Below are 16,664 nucleotides of genomic sequence, written 5' to 3'. Positions count from 1 at the left end.
TGGCATCATCGGAGAGGGTGCGTGATGCAGCAAACGCATCAGCACGTCCGCTGTCTGAACGATCACACCTTCTTTGCCTCGACGTATCGCGCAAAATTGTCGAGGATCGCCTGCCAGCCGCCCTGCTGCTGTTCGACCGAGTGCGTGGTTTCGGCGTCGAAGACGACACGCACGACAACGCCGTTCGGGCCGGGCACGAACTCGACTTCGGCCTTGCGATCGCCGAACGCGTATTCGATCCGCTTGTGCTCGACGATCTTGGTGTAGGTGCCGGCGAAGTCGAAGCCCATGCTGCCGTCCTTGGCCTCCATCCGCGACGAGAAGGCGCCGCCGTCCCGCAGGTCGACCGTCGCCCTGGTCGTATGCCAGTCGTCGGACGCGGCATTCCACTTCACGATGTCGGCTGGCGTCGTATAGGCACGCCAGACCTGATCGATCGGGGCGGCTACGCTGGTTTCGACGGTGATCCTCATGGGCATTGCTCCAGTTGCGACTTTGACGCTCGAATTGACGGAATCTCGCCACGTGTGCCGGGTCCATTTCCAGCACGTCCGGGACGTGTCGACCCAAGGACGATCGAGACCGGCCCATGCCGACATGGTCCAGCGTCAATGTGCCAAAAAAATTGGAAAAGTTGTGGTGTAGGCAAAGCGAGGTGCGCGCACGAGATCGCGTGCTGTCGGGAAGAATGGCGGGGACGGCGCGCGGCGCCTTCGATAGGTTTCGATTGCGCCCTGGCTTTTCGAGCTACAGCGGACGAATCGCCCTACCATCCTGCTCGTCAGATCGGCCTTGTCTTCCCTCGGATGGCCATCGACCGTTTCAGGACCTGCTCGGCATCAGCAGAGCGGCCTTGATACTTGTAGAGACCGGCGAGGTTTTCCAGAACGCCGGCGAGATCCGGATGGTCGGGGCCGAGGGTTTTCTCGAAAGTGGCAGCCGACCGCTTGAACAGCCGCTCGGCCTCCGCGTTACGGCCCTGACGCCCATAGAGCGCAGCCAGATTGTTCTGTGCCTGCGCGATGTCGGGATGATCCGGGCCGAACGCCTTCTCGGTCACCGCCATCGACCGTTTCAGCAGCCGCTCGGCATCGGCATAGCGATTCCGATTGATATAGGCGTCGGCCAGATTGTTCATCAGCACCGTGGCTTCGGGGTCGTCGGGACCGAGCGCCTTCTGCAGCACCGCGAGGCCTCGCTTGAACAGCGGTATGGCCTGATCGTACCGGCCCTGATGGCTGTAAACGGCGCCGAGGTTGCTCAACGCCATGACGATCGATGGATCACCGCTTTTCTCGTGAATGGCGATCGACCGCTTGAGCACCGGCTCCGCTTCGGCGTAACGCTCTTCCGCGCGATAGAGGTCGCCGAGATTGTTCAGCACCATCGCGACTTCGGCATGATTCGGACCGAGTGTCTTCTCGTCAATGGCCAGCGCGCGCTTATACAGCGGTTCGGCGACGGCGTATTGGCCGAGATTGTAATGGATCGTGCCGAGGTCGTTCAGCGGCGTCGCGACGTGCGCATCATCAGGGCCGAACTCCTTCTCGCGAACGGCCAGCGACTTCTGGGCCAGCGGCAGCGCTTCGACGTATTTCCCGGCCCGATAGAGCTGCTTCATCTGCAGCGCAAGCGCACCCGCCTCGTCCTGTTCGGCATGGGATGGCGTGCCGAACGACAAGCTCAAGGCGAGCGCGGCGACTGCGACGTAAATCGATGCTTTCAGGGGCTTCATCACGCGTTCCTTGGTCGCGGGCCTCACCGAGATACGCGACGTTGGTGCAGCCGGGAGGCGGAATGGTTCAAAGCCCTCGCCGGGGCTGCCCCCGGCCTGGGGCACAAGAAACATCGAGGTGTTGCCTCCGCCAAGTCTCTGATCCAGGCAAGCTGCCGACGACGCCGGCCCGGTACTGGCCCCTGATCCAGGTGAGACGGCTTACGAGCATTTGGGGCGTGCTATAGTCTGGCTATCGCACGGCAGCTTCGAGCGGGGTCAGATGAGACGGCGCGCATTCATCGGGCTGATGATGGGAGCAATCGGCTGGCCGCCCATCGCACGTACCCAGCAGTCTTCCGCAACGCCGCGCGTCGTCCATTTGGGACCGGTCGAAATTCCCGCGCAGATCGCTGCAACCAAAAGGCTCCTTGCAGAGCTTGGTCACGTCGAGGGGCGGATTCGACTCGAGTTTCGTCACGCAGCCGGAGATGCCGACGCACTACCGGCGCTCGCGCAGGAGATCGTGCGGGATGGCCGGGTGGACGTTATCATCGCAATCAGCACACCTGCCGCTCTGGCGGCCTACAAGGCGACGCGAACCATTCCCATCGTGACCCTTGCTGCCGTCGATCCAGTCGCATCCGGACTGGCCGACAGTCTCGCCCGCCCCGGCCGCAACGTGACCGGCATCGCGGTCTTCTCGGAGGAAACCACTGCAAAGCGGATCGAGCTCATGCGCGAGATCCTGCCCCGGGCCGTCCACCTCGGAACTGTCACGACAAAGGTGTCGAGCGGTGCACAGAGTCTCACGCCTGTTCTGGAGGCCGGCCGCAAGCTCGGCTTTCAGGTTGAAGCCATCAACATCGATGATCCTGCAAGCATCGGGACGCTCCTGAGCCCGGACAACCTTGCCCGATTTGACGGTCTTGTTTTCGTTCCGGACGTCGTGCTCAGCGGCCACCAGGCCGAAGTCGTCAGGCTGGTGAACCTGAGCAGGAAGCCTGCGATCTTTGCTTCGCCCGACTGGGTCGCGAACGGCGCCTTCATGTCGTTCGGCCCCGACTTCGCAGACGCAGGGCGCCGCCTGATTGCACAGGTTGATCGCGTTCTACGGGGCGCAAAGCCGGGCGACCTGCCTTTCGAACGACCCACCAAGTTCGACCTCAGGATCAATCTCCGCATTGCCAAGGCCCTGGGTCTCGACCTGCCCGCAACCGTCATCGCCCGCGCCGACGAAGTGATTGAGTAATCGCAGGATTTATGGGCTCAACCGCCCTGCTTTTGCGTCCGCGGGCACTTCCGGGATTGTGAACCGAGGACGATCGAAACCCGTCGGCGCCGGCACGGTCGTCGTGAAATATCTGTGACGCCGTCAGCAATTGATCATTGCCCGAGCTGCTGAAGCACAGCAGACCACAACGCGAGCGGCTCCCTGAAGGCTCCGGGCTCGTTCGGCTTTTGGCGAACGGCCGTGTGCACCATGACGAGCTTGGAGGCGGGATCGACCAGGATGAGCTGACCGCGAATGCCGATGAGGGCAAATCGGCGCTGCTCGCCGGGGAGGAGCCACACCTGATAGCCGTAGCCGAAATAGCGCGTGGCCACGCGCGGAGCGAGATGACCGTCCTCTGGCCTGACGGTCGTGGCATCCAGCAGCCACTGCCGGGGGATCAGCTGCCGGCCTTCCCAGGCGCCGTCATGCGCGAGCAACCGGGCCAGGCGCGCATAATCGCGCAAGGTCGCGTTGAAGCAGCAATAGGCGATCTCCTGCCCGGTGCCGTCGATTACCCAGGAGGCGTCCGCCTCGGTGCCGATGGGGTCCCAGATCCGGTCGTGGAGATAGTCGGCGACCGGCGTGCCCGTGGCGGCGCGCAGGACCAAGCCGAGTATTTCCGTTTCAACGCTGGCATAGTGGAATTTGGTGCCTGGCGGCGCGGTCCGCGTGTTGAACTGCGCGACGATGGCGGCGGGATCTTTCGGCGGGCCGGCGAACAAGGCCCGCCCAAGCCGGGCGATGTCGTCGTTCCCGTCATAGACTTCCGAGAATTCGACGCCCGACGACATGTTCAACAAGGCGCGGATGGACGTGTTGCCATATTCCGTGCCTGCAAGGCCGCCGACATAGGTCGCGACGAGGTCGTCGATCGACTTGATCCGTCCCTCCGAGACCGCGATCCCGACCAGCATGGCTACCAGCGTCTTGGCCATGGACATCGAAGCAAAGCGGTGGTGGTCGGTCCGCGCATATTGATAGTGCTCGTACAGGATGGTGTCGTCCCTGGCGATCAGGAGGCCCGTCGCCGGGTTGCGCTTGAGGTAGTCCGCGATGCGGAGCTTTTCGGTGCCAAGACTGTAGGTGACCTGCGGCGCCGGCGCGCGCTTGAATTGCCAGGGCGCCGTCGCGCGAGCGACCCGGCGCGAGGGATAGATCTCGCCGAAATGGCTGTAGCTGCCGACGAGCTTGTCGAGCGGGGGAGCGGCGCCCCGCGTGCCGACCGGATAGCCCTCAGCCGCACCGTAGAGCTCGGCATCGGGACCGCTATCCGAAAAGACCGGTCCCGGCGCAACGGGGGCGCTTCGGACGTCCTGCGCGCACGCCAGGGGCGACCAGATCGCGGAAGCAAAAATGACGGGCAGGAAAAGCCGGCGGCACCCGCGCGGCCTAAACGACGCTCCCCAGTTCATTGCACTTGCCTCCCCGCACGTTGGTGGGTGTGCGCTTCACGAGAACAACATCGCAGGCTGGTGACGCGTGGCATGCTATCATCGCGGGCGGGCCGTGTCAGCCTGCGGTGGCAACCCGCCTTGCTCTCGCCCCGCGGATCAGTCACCATCCCTCCCGCGCAGCATCAACAAGAGCAAAAGCGCCCAAGGAAACGCATGAGCAAGCCGTCACGCTTCGACTATGGCTGGGTCGTTGTCGCCGCGGGCGCGCTGATGACCTGCATCGGGTTCGGCACGATGCTGTCGCTGGCGGTGTTCCTGCAGCCGATCTCGGAGGCGATGGGCTGGTCGCGCGCCGGCGTGTCGGCTGCCGCGACGCTGGATTTCCTCTTTATGGGATTGGCCGCATTCCTATGGGGCACGCTGTCGGACCGGTTTGGCACCCGCATCGTGGTGCTCTCGGGAAGCGTTCTGCTGGGACTAGGTCTCGTCACAGCGAGCCAGGCCGCAAGCCTGTGGCAATTCCAGCTTTGCTTCGGCGTGCTGATCGGGATCGCCGTGGGCAGCTTCTACGCACCGATGATGGCGCTCGCGAGCGCCTGGATCGAGAAGAACCGCAGCCTCGCGGTGGCGCTGGTCTCGGCCGGCATGGGCGTGTCGCCGGTGACGGTCGCGCCGGCCGCGAGCTGGCTGATCACGGCCTATGATTGGCGCACCGCGATGCTGACGATCGGCATCGCTTCGTGGGCGCTGTTGATCCCCGCCTGCTTCCTGGTGCGTCCGGCGCCGCCAGCCGCGGGCTCCGCAACGACGGACGCTGTGCCGGAGGTCGAGATGGGCGCGGCGCAGGCGCTACGCACGCCGCAATTCATCGCGCTCGCAGCGGCGCATTTCGCCTGCTGCGCGGCGCATTCCGGCCCGATCTTCCACATGGTGTCCTATGCGATGGTCTGCGGCATTGCTCCGCTCACGGCGGTGACGGTCTATAGCGTCGCCGGCGTCTCAGGCCTCGGCGGACGCCTGCTGCTGGGCGCGCTGGCCGATCGCATCGGCGCGAAACCCGTCCTTGTCGGCGGGCTGTTCGTGCAGGCGATGTGCATTGCGACCTATCTCGCGGTGGCGCAGCTCGGCGAGTTCTACGCGCTCTCGGTCGTGTTCGGACTCGCCTATGGCGGGGTGATGCCGCTCTATGCGGTGCTGGTCCGCGAGTTCTTCGGCGCGCGCATCATGGGCACGGTGTTCGGCGCCGTGTCGGCCTTCGCCAGCCTCGGCATGGCGCTCGGGCCCTGGGCCGGCGGGATCGTGTTCGACACGTTCCAGCAATACACCTGGCTGCACGCCGGCTCCTTCGCGATCGGGCTTGCGGCGGTCGCGGTGGCGCTGAGCTTTCCGACGCGGCGCAGGCCATCGCTCGATCTTGGCCGCGCGACGGCGTGACACCGGATAGTGGCGATCGCCGGATCTGACTTTGCATAAATGTAGGTTTGATGGATTTCGCCTCCCTCTGTCATCCTACTTCCTGCCTTCTGGCACCGATTATCTTGGTGTAGCATTCCCTTGTGATCAGATCGTTCTGGCATCGCGAGAGGCCAAATGAGGCGGCGGACGTTTCTGAGCTTCTTGGGAATGACGGCGATATCGGCGCGCGAAGCCTTGGCCCAAAAGCGCGTTCCGGTCGTGGGATTCGTCGGATTTGCCACGCCGGACATCGACAATGCGGTGCTCGTTCCGTTCCGGAAGGCGCTGGCCGAACTGGGTTACGTGGAGGGCCGCACCATCGTCATCGAGGCCCACTCGACGGCCGGCGATGTGTCGCGGGGCCTTGCATTGATCGACGACCTCGTGGCCAGACAGGTGGACGTGCTGCTTTCCCCCGGCCCGGCCGCAGCACGCGCGATCATCAGGAAAACCAATATTCCCGTCGTCGCCGTGGCGCTGCCTGCGGTGCAAAGCGACCCTGAATTGTTTCAGAGCCTCGCGCGACCGGGCGGCAGTCTCACCGGCTTCGCCGCGTTCGGCGAGGAGATGTCGGCCAAGCGCATCGAGATGATCCGGGAGATCCTGCCCTCGCTGAAGCGGATCGGCGTCTTGAACAATGCGACGGACCCGACCTTCAGCGCCTGGGGCGCGCAAACCATCGAGGAAGCACGACGCGCCGGGCTCGAACCGGTGCGCCTCGGACTGACGAGCGCGTCGCCGGCGGCGGTTGCCGAGCAATTCAACTTGCTCGCCGGCGCCGGCGGCAACGCCGTGATTGTCATTCGCGACTACATGACCGCCGCGATGCAGGACGCAATTTGCCGTATCGGCATCGACATGAAGATCGCCGTCATCGGCCAGCAGAAGGAGTTCGCCCACGCCGGCGCTCTGATCAGCTATGGTGCCGACATCGGCGACCTGTTTCGTCGCGCCGCGGGCTATGTTGATCTGATCCTGAAGGGACAAAAGCCGGCAAATATGCCAATCCAGCTGCCAACCAAATTCGAGCTGGCCGTCAATCTCAAGACTGCGCGTGCGCTTGGCGTGACGATCCCGCCCACCATTCTCGTGCTGACGGACGACGTGATCGAGTGATCGGTCGTTCGATATCCGTCGGAGCGTCGAGGCGGATGCCGACACATTGCGGTTGAGCCAGCGAATCCGTTCGCGAACGCCCAAAAATCCTGCGCCTACTCCACGCCCCTTTGCGCGATCCTGATCCCGTCGGTGATCCGGTCGCTCGGGTGCAGCACGACGCGGTCGCCGGCGGCAAGGCCCGAGAGCACTTCGGCCGTGCGGTTGTTGCGGTGACCGATCTGGATGGGGACGGTTTTGGCGCGGCCGTTGTCGTCGGTGAAAACGGCCCATTGGTCGGCTTTCCGGAACAAGGCGCTCACCGGCACGGTCAAGGCATCAGGGGCGCTCCAGGCGGTGACGTGGACGATGACACGATAATCGTGTCCGAGCGAAGCCCACGCCTCGGGCGGATCGGTGAAGTCGATGGTGACGCGGACGCGCTGCTCCTCGATGCCGAGCGCGGAGACCTTCAGGAAGCCGGCCGGGTCGACGCGGACCACCTTGCCCTTGATCGGCGGCCCGCCCCAACCGTCGATGCGGACCGGCGCGCCGACCTTGATCTGGACGGCGTCGGTCGAGAGCAGATCGGCGACGATCTCGAGATCGAGCGGGTTGCCGATATCGACCAGCGGCGCTCCGGGCAGGACCGTCGTCTCGCTGTCCTGGATGATCTTCAGCACCCGTCCGCTCGCAGGCGCCAGCACGCGGATGCAGCACATCGGCTCCGCCGAGGGCGCGGCATTGGCCGGATCCATCAGCCGCGCCGCAAGACTGGTGCGCACCGCGCGACGCATCTCGACCTGAGCCTTGGCGCTCGCCAGCGCGGCCTCGCTGGTGGCGACCTCGAATTTCGCCTTGTCGAAGGCCTGGGCGGACACGGACTGTGTGCGTAGCAGGGTCTGCGCCCGCTGGAATTCAGTCCGTGCAAAGTCCAGCGCGGCTTCGATCCGCTTCACCTCGGCTTCCTGCTGCTGAATGGAGGCATCCGCAGCCAGGACCTCGGCCTGGAGCTGGTCGCGCGAGCGCGCGTCGATGAAGCCCGGCAGCGTCGGCTGCATCAACGCGACGACGGTCTGGTTGGCGATCACCTCGTCGCCGACATGGAGGGAAGGTCCCTGCTCGCCGAGCGGATGCGAGATCCTGAGGACCTTGCCTGCGATCGGCGCCGAGACGGTGTAGACGTGGCGGACGCGGGTCTTGCCGTCGTCGTCAGCCGTGACCTCGATCGGTCCCCTCGCCACGGTCGCGAGATCGACCAGGACCGGCCGCGGCCAGGCGAACCAGGCCAGCCCTCCTGCAATCGCCGCCAGAAGCGCGGCGCCGATGATACGTTTGGTCCAGTTGGCGGGCATGGCTAGTCTCGCGTCTTGAGGACCGCGACGAGGTCCAGTTTGTCAATGCGTTCACGGATCACGGCGGCAGAGGCGATGGCGGCCAGCACCACGACGGAGGTCGCGATGACATAGGTCGAATGCTCGACCACGAGGCGGACACGCATCAATTCGCCGGCCAGATTCGTCTTCATCACCCATGCGAGCCCATAGCCCATCAGCCAGCCGGGCGGCTGGGCGATCGCGGTAAGGATGGCAAGCTCCAGGAGCAGGATGCGCAGCACCTCGCCACGCGTGAAGCCGAGCACGCGCAAGCTCGCCAGCTCGCGCGCCCGTTCGGACAGCGAGATGCGGGCGTTGTTGTAGACCACGCCGAACGCGATCACGGCCGCAAGCCCGGTGTAGATGCTCGCCATCGTGGTGACGAGCAAGGCGACGGTCTTGCGGAAGTTCGCCAGCGACATGCGCTGCAGTGCCACGCCGCCGACGGTCGGCATCGACTTCACCGCCGCGTAGAAATCCTCCGTCCTGTTGCCGTCGAGGCTGAGATTGACGCTGTTCACGACCGGCGCCTCACGCATCAGCTTGCGCAGCGCCTCGATGTCCATCATGCCGCGGATGCCGAAATAGTCCTCGACGGTGGCCACGACCGGCATCGTCACGGTGCGGCGGGCGCCTTCCAGGAGATCGAGCTCGACGGTGTCGCCGGGCGAGACGCCGAGGATGTGGGCGAGCATGCCGGAGATCGCAAGGCCGGTTTCGGGAAGCGCGACGGGCCGCAAGTCGGAGTCGATGATGCGCCTGAGATCGGCGCCGGCGGGCCGGCCGCTGATCGCGATCCGCCGCTCGATGCTGCCATGGCGAATGCGGACGGGCACCTCGCGGAACGGCTCGGCGGCGAGCACGCCCGGAAGCCGGTTCACCTGCTCCACCGCGTTCGCGATCCGCTTCTCGGCGAAGCCGATGGTCGCGTCCTGGCGGTCGGCCAGGAAGTAGGTGACGTCGATCAGGTGCTCCATCGAATCGCGCGTGAACAGCGAGACCACCAGGATCGCCGTGGCCAGCGCCATGCCGAGCGCCGTGAACGCGGCGCGGACCGGATGGCGCGCGATGTTGCGGATCATCATCAGCGTCGGCTGCGACACGAACCGGTCGAGCTGCACGCTCTCCGGCAGCAGCCGCCGGTAGATCGGGGGAGCGGGCGGCTGCATGGCGATGGCCGGCGGCAGCTTCACCACCTCGCGCAGCGCCCGCAACGCGCCGATCGCAGCGGCCGCCGCGCTGAGCACGCCCGCGATGGCGTAGAGGTCCGGGGCCCGCGCGAAAACCAGGAACGGGAAGTGGAAGAAGTCGCCAAACAGCGCCGTGACGCGCAATCCCAGCCAGGTGCCGGCAACGCCGCCCAGGATGATGCCGATCACCACGATCAGGGCCACGAACTTCAGATAGTGCAGCATGACGCTGCCGCTGGAATAGCCCAGCGCCTTGAACAGGCCGATCTGCTCGCGCTCGAGCGCGACAAGCCGGGTCAAGGTGAGGTTGACCAGGAACGCGGCCACCAGCAGGAAGATCGGCGGCAGCGTGCGGCTCATGTTGTTGAGCATGTCGAGCTCGTGATCGAGCCAGGCATGCGAGGTCTGATCCTTCCGCCCGTGAGCCGCCTGCCCGCCATACGGGTCGAGCAAGGTATCGAGCCACGCGATCACCTCGCGCTCGGACGCGCCGGGCTGCAGCTTCACCGACACCGCCGAGAAGGCGCCGTCGAGATCATAGACGCCGGCCAGCGCCTTCTCCGACATCCAGACGATGGCGAAACGGCGGTCATCCGGCATCAGGTCGCCCGGGCCGACGGTGTAGACGAACTCGGGCGACAGCGCGGTGCCGACGATGACGAGCTCGCGCTTCCTGCCGTTCAGGATGGCCGAGAACCGCGCGCCCTCCGCAAAGCCGTGAGCGCGGGCGAACGGCTCGTTGACGACAATTTCTTCGGAACGTCCGGGCTCCGGCAGGCGCCCCGACCGCATATAGAGCCGGTTGAGATGCGGCTCGCCGTTGTCGGGCAGCGAGACGAAGTGCGCGCTGGCCGGCGCCGAGAAACCGGGAATGTCGAGCAGCGCCGGCTTGGCGATGCGGGTGTCGACGGCGGCGACGCCGGGGATCTCGCCGATCCTGCCGGCGAGCGCCTTGGGGGCTCGCTTGACCTGCGCGAACACGTCGCCGAAGCCGTAGCGTTCGTAATAGGCGATCCGCGTCTCCTCCAGCGAGCGATGCGAGCCGACCGCGAGCACCAGCGTCGCAACGCCGCCTCCGACGACCAGCGCGACGGCGAGCACCTGCGCCCAGAGCCGCCTGACGTCGCGAAACAGCTTGATGTCGAGCGCCCGCATGGCCGTCACCAGGTGAGCTCGGCAGCTTGCCGCCGGGTCTCGTTGGTCTGAATCCGGGAGATGCGGCCGTCGGCGAAGAACAGCACCCTGTCGGCGACCTCCTGAATGCTGGCATTGTGGGTGATGATGAGCGTGGTGGTTCCGAGCTGCCGGTTGACGCCGAGCAGCGCGTCGATGACGCGGATGCCGGTCTTCGAATCCAGCGCCCCGGTCGGCTCGTCGCAGAGCAGCACCGCGGGTCGCTTGGCGATGGCGCGGGCAATCGCAACGCGCTGCTGCTCGCCGCCGGAAAGCTGGGCGGGGAAATGATGCATCCGCTCTTCCAGCCCGACCAGCGCGAGCGCGTCGGCGGGGCGCATCGGGCTTCTGGCGACCTCGGTGACCAGCGCGACGTTCTCGAAGGCGGTGAGGCTCGGCACGAGATTGTAGAACTGGAAGACGAAGCCGACATGGTCGCGGCGATACAGCGTCAGCTCGCGGTCCTGGAGGTCTGTCAGGTCGAGATCGCGGAAGTACAGCTTGCCGCTGCTCGGTCGGTCGAGACCGCCCATGATGTTGAGCAACGTCGTCTTGCCGCTGCCGGAGGGGCCGAGCAGCACGACCACCTCCTTCTCGGCGATTTCCAGATCGACGCTTCTGAGCGCATGCACCATCACCTCGCCGGAGACGTAGGTCTTGGTCAGCGACTTCGCGGTGAAGACAGGCCGGATCATCGACGTCCTTTCAAGCCCGTGCCGTTCGCCGGCATCTCCTTGCGCGAAGGTCAGCCGTGGCGATAGCCGCCGGAAGAGCCCTCACCGGATCGCCGGTTGAGATGGGGTATGAACGCCGGCACCTGCGCGGCGTACTGCGCATAGGCCTCGCCGAACGCCGCCCTGGCGTCCCGCTCTTCGTCTTTCGCAAGCTTCACGTACATCGCGGTCAGGACCGGAAACATCGCCAGCGTGAGGATGGTCGGCCATTGCAGCAGGAAGCCGAACATCACCAGCACGAAGCCGACATATTGCGGATGACGGACGTAGCCGTAAGGCCCGCTGGTCGCGAGGCTGCGGGTCTGCTGCGCGTCGTACAGCACCCGCCAGGCGGCGGCGATGAGGAGGAACCCCGCACCGATGAAGATGAAGCTCAGCACGTGGAACGGACCGGCATGCGGATTGGTCTTCCAGCCGAACATCATCTCAAGCAGGTGGCCGGCATCATGCGAGAACCAGTCGACGTTCGGATAGTGCGACTGCAGCCAGCCCGACAGGAAGTAGATGGTGAGCGGGAAGCCGTACATCTCGACGAACAGCGCAACCAGGAACGCACTGAACGCGCCGAAGGAGCGCCAATCGCGCGGGGTCTGCGGCTTGAAGAAGGAATAAGCGAACAGGATGAAGATCGCCGAATTGACGATGACGAGGCTCCAGAGGCCATAGGCCGGCGCAGCGTCCTGCATCACACGCTCCTTTGGTCGTTCGGGCCAGCGCCGCGATGGTGGCCGTGTCCGCCATGCATGAAGATGTGCATGAGCGGACAGGCGATGAGGGGCAGCCAGACCAGCAGCCCGAGCATGTGGGCCTGGTGCTCGGTGAACAGCAGCGCGCCGGCGACGACCAGGAATCCGAGCAGGACCAGGCCGGCCTTGGCCCTGGCGGACATGCCCGCTTGCGGGCGCGCTCGAATACCGGAATGGTCTTGCACCGTCATGGCACGCTCCTGCGGCTATCAGAAGCCTAGCGGCGCGACTGTCATCAGAGTTGATTCACATCAAGGTCCAGTGGCCCATCCGAGTCGCGAGCAACAGCCTTCTCGTCCAGGATGATGCGGACGTGAGCGCGGGCTCGTCGCACCTTGACATTTCTCAAAGCGCGCCTTCGGCCGCCTCTTATCATGCAGCCTTCTCAATCCTGGAGGATGGACATGATCACGAAGACAGTCTTGGCCGCAGCCGGCGTCGTATGCCTGCTGGCGGCGCCGGCAATGGCGCAGACCACGGACAAGGAAAAGAACGGCCACCATTACAGCGGCGGACCGAAGACGGAAGTGCCTCACCACATGGGCAAGAAGGACACGACCGGCAGCTCGACGAAAGCGACGTCAGGCGGCCATCATTACACCGGCGGCCCCAATACCTCGACGCCTCACCACATGGGCGAAAAGACCAAGTAAGCCTGTCCAGGGCCCGCGGCGCGCGTCCTCTTCCGACCAAACCGCGATGCAACGAGCTTAGCTCGCGTGCGAGAAGGCGGGCAGACTGAGTCTCGACGAGAGAGAACCTCCGGGAGGAGAGCGCGACCCGGCACTTTGCGCCGACCTCTCCTGCAAGCGGGCGGGGAGAGCGGCGCGTCCCTTGCGCGACAAGAAAGCGAAGTGGTCACGCCACCAGCGCGGCGTCCTCGTTGCGGTCGATGCCGCGCTGTGCCGCCAGCAGGCTGACGATCTCCGCATTAGGCCGGGCCTTGCTGAACAGGAAGCCCTGGCCCTCATGGCAGCCTTCGGCGCGGAGGCAGCTGAGCTCGGCTTCGGTCTCGACGCCTTCGGCGGTGATGGTGACGCCAAGGCCCTTGCCGAGGCTGACGATGGAGCGGATGATCGCCTGGGCCTCGCGGTTGGCCCCGAGATCGCGCACGAAGGACTGGTCGATCTTGATCTTGTCGAACGGGAAGCTGCGTAAGTAGCTGAGGCTGGAATAGCCGGTGCCGAAATCGTCCATAGAGATGCGCACGCCGAGCGCGCGCAGCGCATGCAGCGTCGCCAGCACCTGCGCGCTCTTCTCCAGGAGCAGCGTCTCGGTGATCTCGAGCTCGAGCCGGCGCGGCGCCAAGCCGGAATGTTTCAGCGCGTCAGTGACCATCGAGAGCAGATTGCCGCTGCGGAACTGGAGCGGCGACAGGTTGACCGCGACGCGGACGTCGTCGGGCCAGGCCGCGGCGTCGAGGCAGGCCCGGCGCAGCATCAGCCCGCCGAGCGGATTGATCAGGCCGGTGTCTTCGGCGACCGGAATGAACTCGGCCGGCGACACCATGCCGCGCTCGGCATGCGGCCAGCGCACCAGCGCCTCGAAGCCGGTGATGCGGCCGCTCGAGAGATCGATCAGGGGCTGGTAGTACGGCCGCAGCACGTCATTCTGGATCGCATCGCGCAGCTCGACCTCGATCTTGCGGCGGCTCTGCGCCTTCGCATCGAGCGCGGCCTCGAAGAAGGCGAAGCTGCCGCGCGCGTCCAGCTTGGCGCGCGACAGCGCCATGTCGGCGCTCTTGAGCAGCTTTTCGGAATCCTCGCCGTCGCCGGGCGCCATCGCAATGCCGATCGAGGCGCCGATCACCACGGAATGACCGTCGAGCAGATAGGGATCGGCAATGGCCGCCAGGAGGCGCTTGGCCAGCATCACCGCGTCCTCGGGACGCGCCAGCCCGCTCTGCAGAACCGCGAACTCGTCGGAATTGAGCCGCGCCAGCGCGTCCTCTTCCCGCAAGGTGGAGCGTAGTCGCTTGGCGACGCCGCGCAGCAGCTTGTCGCCGACCGCGTGCCCCAGGGTGTCGTTGACCGCCTTGAAATTGTCGAGCCCCAGCATCAGGAGCGCGACCTTCTCGGAGCCGCGGCGCGTGTGCAGCAGCATCTCGTCCATCTGCTGCCGCAGCAGGCTGCGATTGGGCAGACCGGTCAGCCCGTCATGCTGGGCCATGAAGGCGAGTCGCGCCTCGGCGCGCTTGCGCTCGGTGATGTCCATCAGCGCGAGCAGCACCGCGGGCCGCTCGGCATAAGTCAATTCGCGGGAATAGATCGCAAGGTCGATCAGCCCACCGTCGGCCTTGACGTGCTTCCAGGTGCGGCCGGCCTGATCCTCGCCGGTCCCATCGACGGTCCAGGGCGGCTCGCTTTCGAACGCCTGCAAGGACCGGATCTTCAATCGCTCGAACTCGGCCCGGCTGTAGCCATAATGCGCGACCGCGGCATCGTTGACGCCGAGGATGCGCTCGTCGTCCAGCGCGCAGACGATCATGGGCACGGGATTGCCGTCGAACAGCAGGCGGAACGAGGCCTCGCGCTGCTTGAGCTCGGTGATGTCGACGCGCAGGCCGACGACGCCGCCGTCATCGGTCAAGCGCTCGTCGATCAGGATGACGCGGCCGTCCGACAGCTTCTGCTCGTGGCGCGCGCCGGGCTTGTAGAGCTTTTGCAGGCGCTCGGCGATCCAGGCTTCTTCATTGCCGATGGCCTCGGGATAGTCGCCGCGGGCGACGCCGATACGCAGCGTGTCCTCGAGCCGCGCGCCTTCCTCGAACAGATCGGCGGTCTTGCTGTAGATCTCGGCGTATTTCTTGTTCCAGAGGACGTAGCGGCCTTCGGCGTCGAGAAACACGATGCCCTGCGGCAGGATGTCGATGGCCTGGCGCAGGCGCTCATGGGATTTGCGCGCCTCCGCGATCGCGGCTTCCGCCTCGGCACGGCTGCGCAGGATTTCGTCGTGTTCGGAAAGGGCACAGTGCGCGCGCGCAAAGCGCGGTTTGCGCGCCTTTTGGCCGGCGCGGGCAAGCATGCTTTGCTTTCGCTTTCTTGTTTTTCGAGACCCCAAACTCAACTTCACTCGTCCCAGTCGCGTCCAGCGGCCGCAAGTTTTGAGGCAAGTGTCTGAAAAAAAAGTAATCTTAGCCAGCCGCGGTCCGCGCGCGGGGCGCATGATGCCTGTTTGCGCGGCGTGGCGGGCGGCGGCAGGCGCATCAGACTGAGTGCGGCGCCCGCAATCAATGAGCGATCTGGCGCAAAATTGCGCGCGCGCCTGAATCGGTTCCGAAATTGCGCGCGATTGCATGCGAACCGCAGAATTTTCTGCGCGGCGCGCACGAATTTTGGTCAATGCGGGATACGGTTATTACACCCTTAAGAAACGGCGGGTCGAGACGCGATTCGTGCGCGCTGCGGTGAGTCGGCGGCGGGCTCGTCGCCTCGTTCTTAACCCTGGTGCAGCATTGGGCTATAAGAGCATCAGCATGAGTCGCCGCGGCATCACCCTCCTCCTGCTCTCGTTCGTCTGCCTGGGCGCCGGTGGCGCGCTGGCCCAGGACCGTGGCAGCATCAACCCGAAGCCGCTGCCGCCGCTCGCCAATCCCAACGACCCCGATCTCGCCGCCAAGGAATTGTTCGCGCGCAAGCTGCTGCCATCGAAGGGGCCGCCCCACGTCATCGGCTCCTACACCAGGGGCTGCATCGGCGGCGCCGCGCAGATGCCGGTCAACGGCGACAATTGGCAGGTGATGCGGCTGTCGCGCAATCGCAGCTACGGTCATCCCGACATGATCGCGTTGATCAAGCGGCTCGCCGCCAAGGCGCACAAGGACGCCGGCTGGCCCGGCATCCTGGTCGGCGACATCGCCCAGCCGCGCGGCGGGCCGGCGCTGTCAGGCCATGCCAGCCACCAGATCGGTCTCGACGCCGACATCTGGCTGACGCCGATGCCGGACCGCCGGCTCTCGCGCGAGGAGCGCGAGGAGATGTCGGCGGTGATGATGGTGCGCCAGGACCGGCTCGACATCGACCCCAAGGTGTTCACACCAAGCCACGTGCTGCTGCTGCGCGCTGCGGCGCGAGAACCCGCCGTGCAGCGCATTTTCGTCAATGCCGCGATCAAGAAGGCGCTGTGCCGCGAGGCCAAGGGCGACCGCGCCTGGCTGTCGAAGATCCGCCCCTGGTGGGGCCACGACTACCACTTCCACATCCGCATGCACTGCCCGGCCGGCGCCGGCGAATGCGAGGGCCAGCCGTCACAGGCAGAGGACGAAGGCTGCAAGCCCGCCGATCTCGCCTACTGGTTCTCCGATGCGGTGCTGCACCCCAAGCCGCCGCCCGGGCCGCCCAAGCCGAAACCGCCGATGACGCTCGCGCAGATGCCGCCAACCTGCAAGGCGGTGCTGCATGCAGGGGATGCGAAGCCGTAAGGTTCGTCCGCGGACGTCGTCCCGGGGCGCGCAGCGAGCCCGGGACCCATAACCACAGGGTACTTGCGCGAAGCAGGTCACTCCGAGTCTT

The 16,664-nt window shown here is 65.6% G+C and carries 14 protein-coding genes; 5 read left to right on the top strand and 9 right to left on the bottom strand.

From position 1 onward, the window contains the following. Nucleotides 1–62 precede the first annotated feature (62 nt). Together I6F17_RS20705 and I6F17_RS20700 are read right to left on the bottom strand one after the other, a co-directional pair. Nucleotides 63–473, bottom strand: a complete 411-nt coding sequence (locus I6F17_RS20705; RefSeq protein ID WP_225130992.1) for an SRPBCC family protein — start codon at nucleotides 471–473, stop codon at nucleotides 63–65. A gap of 308 nt (nucleotides 474–781) precedes the next feature. After that, nucleotides 782–1,735 carry a tetratricopeptide repeat protein gene (locus I6F17_RS20700; protein ID WP_225130991.1) on the bottom strand — a complete coding sequence of 318 codons (954 nt, stop codon included), beginning with the start codon at nucleotides 1,733–1,735 and terminating at the stop codon, nucleotides 782–784. 262 nt (nucleotides 1,736–1,997) lie between these two features. Between I6F17_RS20700 and I6F17_RS20695 the strand changes: the two genes are divergently transcribed. Continuing rightward, nucleotides 1,998–2,966: an ABC transporter substrate-binding protein gene (locus I6F17_RS20695; RefSeq protein WP_225130990.1), complete on the top strand. Its 969-nt coding sequence runs from the start codon at nucleotides 1,998–2,000 to the stop codon at nucleotides 2,964–2,966. 134 nt (nucleotides 2,967–3,100) lie between these two features. Here I6F17_RS20695 and I6F17_RS20690 read toward each other — a convergent pair whose 3' ends face one another. After that, nucleotides 3,101–4,402, bottom strand: a complete 1,302-nt coding sequence (locus I6F17_RS20690; protein WP_225130989.1) for a serine hydrolase — start codon at nucleotides 4,400–4,402, stop codon at nucleotides 3,101–3,103. A 195-nt stretch (nucleotides 4,403–4,597) separates the two neighbouring features. Here I6F17_RS20690 and I6F17_RS20685 point away from each other — a divergent pair, with 195 nt between their 5' ends. After that, complete coding sequence (locus tag I6F17_RS20685) at nucleotides 4,598–5,818, top strand: MFS transporter (RefSeq protein WP_225130988.1); 1,221 nt, start codon at nucleotides 4,598–4,600, stop codon at nucleotides 5,816–5,818. A 189-nt stretch (nucleotides 5,819–6,007) separates the two neighbouring features. Beyond that, nucleotides 6,008–6,955 carry an ABC transporter substrate-binding protein gene (locus I6F17_RS20680; protein ID WP_225130987.1) on the top strand — a complete coding sequence of 316 codons (948 nt, stop codon included), beginning with the start codon at nucleotides 6,008–6,010 and terminating at the stop codon, nucleotides 6,953–6,955. Nucleotides 6,956–7,050: 95 nt separating this feature from the next. Here the strand turns inward: I6F17_RS20680 and I6F17_RS20675 are convergent, their stop codons facing one another. Genes I6F17_RS20675 through I6F17_RS20655 form a run of 5 tightly spaced genes read right to left on the bottom strand, consistent with a single transcriptional unit; the run spans nucleotide 7,051 to nucleotide 12,344 of the window. Further along, nucleotides 7,051–8,289 (bottom strand): efflux RND transporter periplasmic adaptor subunit, encoded by a 1,239-nt coding sequence (locus I6F17_RS20675; RefSeq protein WP_225130985.1) that lies wholly within the window; start codon nucleotides 8,287–8,289, stop codon nucleotides 7,051–7,053. Nucleotides 8,290–8,291: 2 nt separating this feature from the next. Beyond that, nucleotides 8,292–10,655 (bottom strand): ABC transporter permease, encoded by a 2,364-nt coding sequence (locus I6F17_RS20670; RefSeq protein WP_225131007.1) that lies wholly within the window; start codon nucleotides 10,653–10,655, stop codon nucleotides 8,292–8,294. Between the two features lie 5 nt (nucleotides 10,656–10,660). Continuing rightward, entirely contained in the window at nucleotides 10,661–11,368 is a 708-nt protein-coding gene (locus I6F17_RS20665) for an ABC transporter ATP-binding protein (RefSeq protein WP_225130983.1), read from the bottom strand. Between the two features lie 50 nt (nucleotides 11,369–11,418). Further along, nucleotides 11,419–12,093 (bottom strand): isoprenylcysteine carboxylmethyltransferase family protein, encoded by a 675-nt coding sequence (locus I6F17_RS20660; protein ID WP_225130981.1) that lies wholly within the window; start codon nucleotides 12,091–12,093, stop codon nucleotides 11,419–11,421. Continuing rightward, a complete protein-coding gene (locus I6F17_RS20655) occupies nucleotides 12,093–12,344 on the bottom strand; it encodes a DUF2933 domain-containing protein (RefSeq protein ID WP_225130978.1) in 252 nt (83 codons plus the stop codon). The genes I6F17_RS20660 and I6F17_RS20655 overlap by 1 nt, the downstream gene beginning before the upstream one ends. Before the next feature lie 213 nt (nucleotides 12,345–12,557). Between I6F17_RS20655 and I6F17_RS20650 the strand changes: the two genes are divergently transcribed. Further along, a complete protein-coding gene (locus I6F17_RS20650) occupies nucleotides 12,558–12,806 on the top strand; it encodes a hypothetical protein (RefSeq protein WP_036041869.1) in 249 nt (82 codons plus the stop codon). A 205-nt stretch (nucleotides 12,807–13,011) separates the two neighbouring features. Here I6F17_RS20650 and I6F17_RS20645 read toward each other — a convergent pair whose 3' ends face one another. Further along, nucleotides 13,012–15,177: an EAL domain-containing protein gene (locus I6F17_RS20645; protein WP_225130977.1), complete on the bottom strand. Its 2,166-nt coding sequence runs from the start codon at nucleotides 15,175–15,177 to the stop codon at nucleotides 13,012–13,014. Nucleotides 15,178–15,628: 451 nt separating this feature from the next. On the opposite strand from I6F17_RS20645, the gene mepA reads away from it, so the two are divergent. Next, nucleotides 15,629–16,573, top strand: coding sequence for a penicillin-insensitive murein endopeptidase (gene mepA, locus I6F17_RS20640; protein WP_225130976.1), 945 nt, complete (start codon nucleotides 15,629–15,631; stop codon nucleotides 16,571–16,573). Nucleotides 16,574–16,664 lie beyond the last annotated feature (91 nt).

Source organism: Bradyrhizobium sp. NBAIM18 (assembly GCF_020193825.1).
GTDB classification, from domain to species: domain Bacteria; phylum Pseudomonadota; class Alphaproteobacteria; order Rhizobiales; family Xanthobacteraceae; genus Bradyrhizobium; species Bradyrhizobium yuanmingense.
The sequence above is the reverse complement of the archived record's forward strand: the minus strand, read 5'-3'. Positions and strand labels throughout refer to the sequence as shown.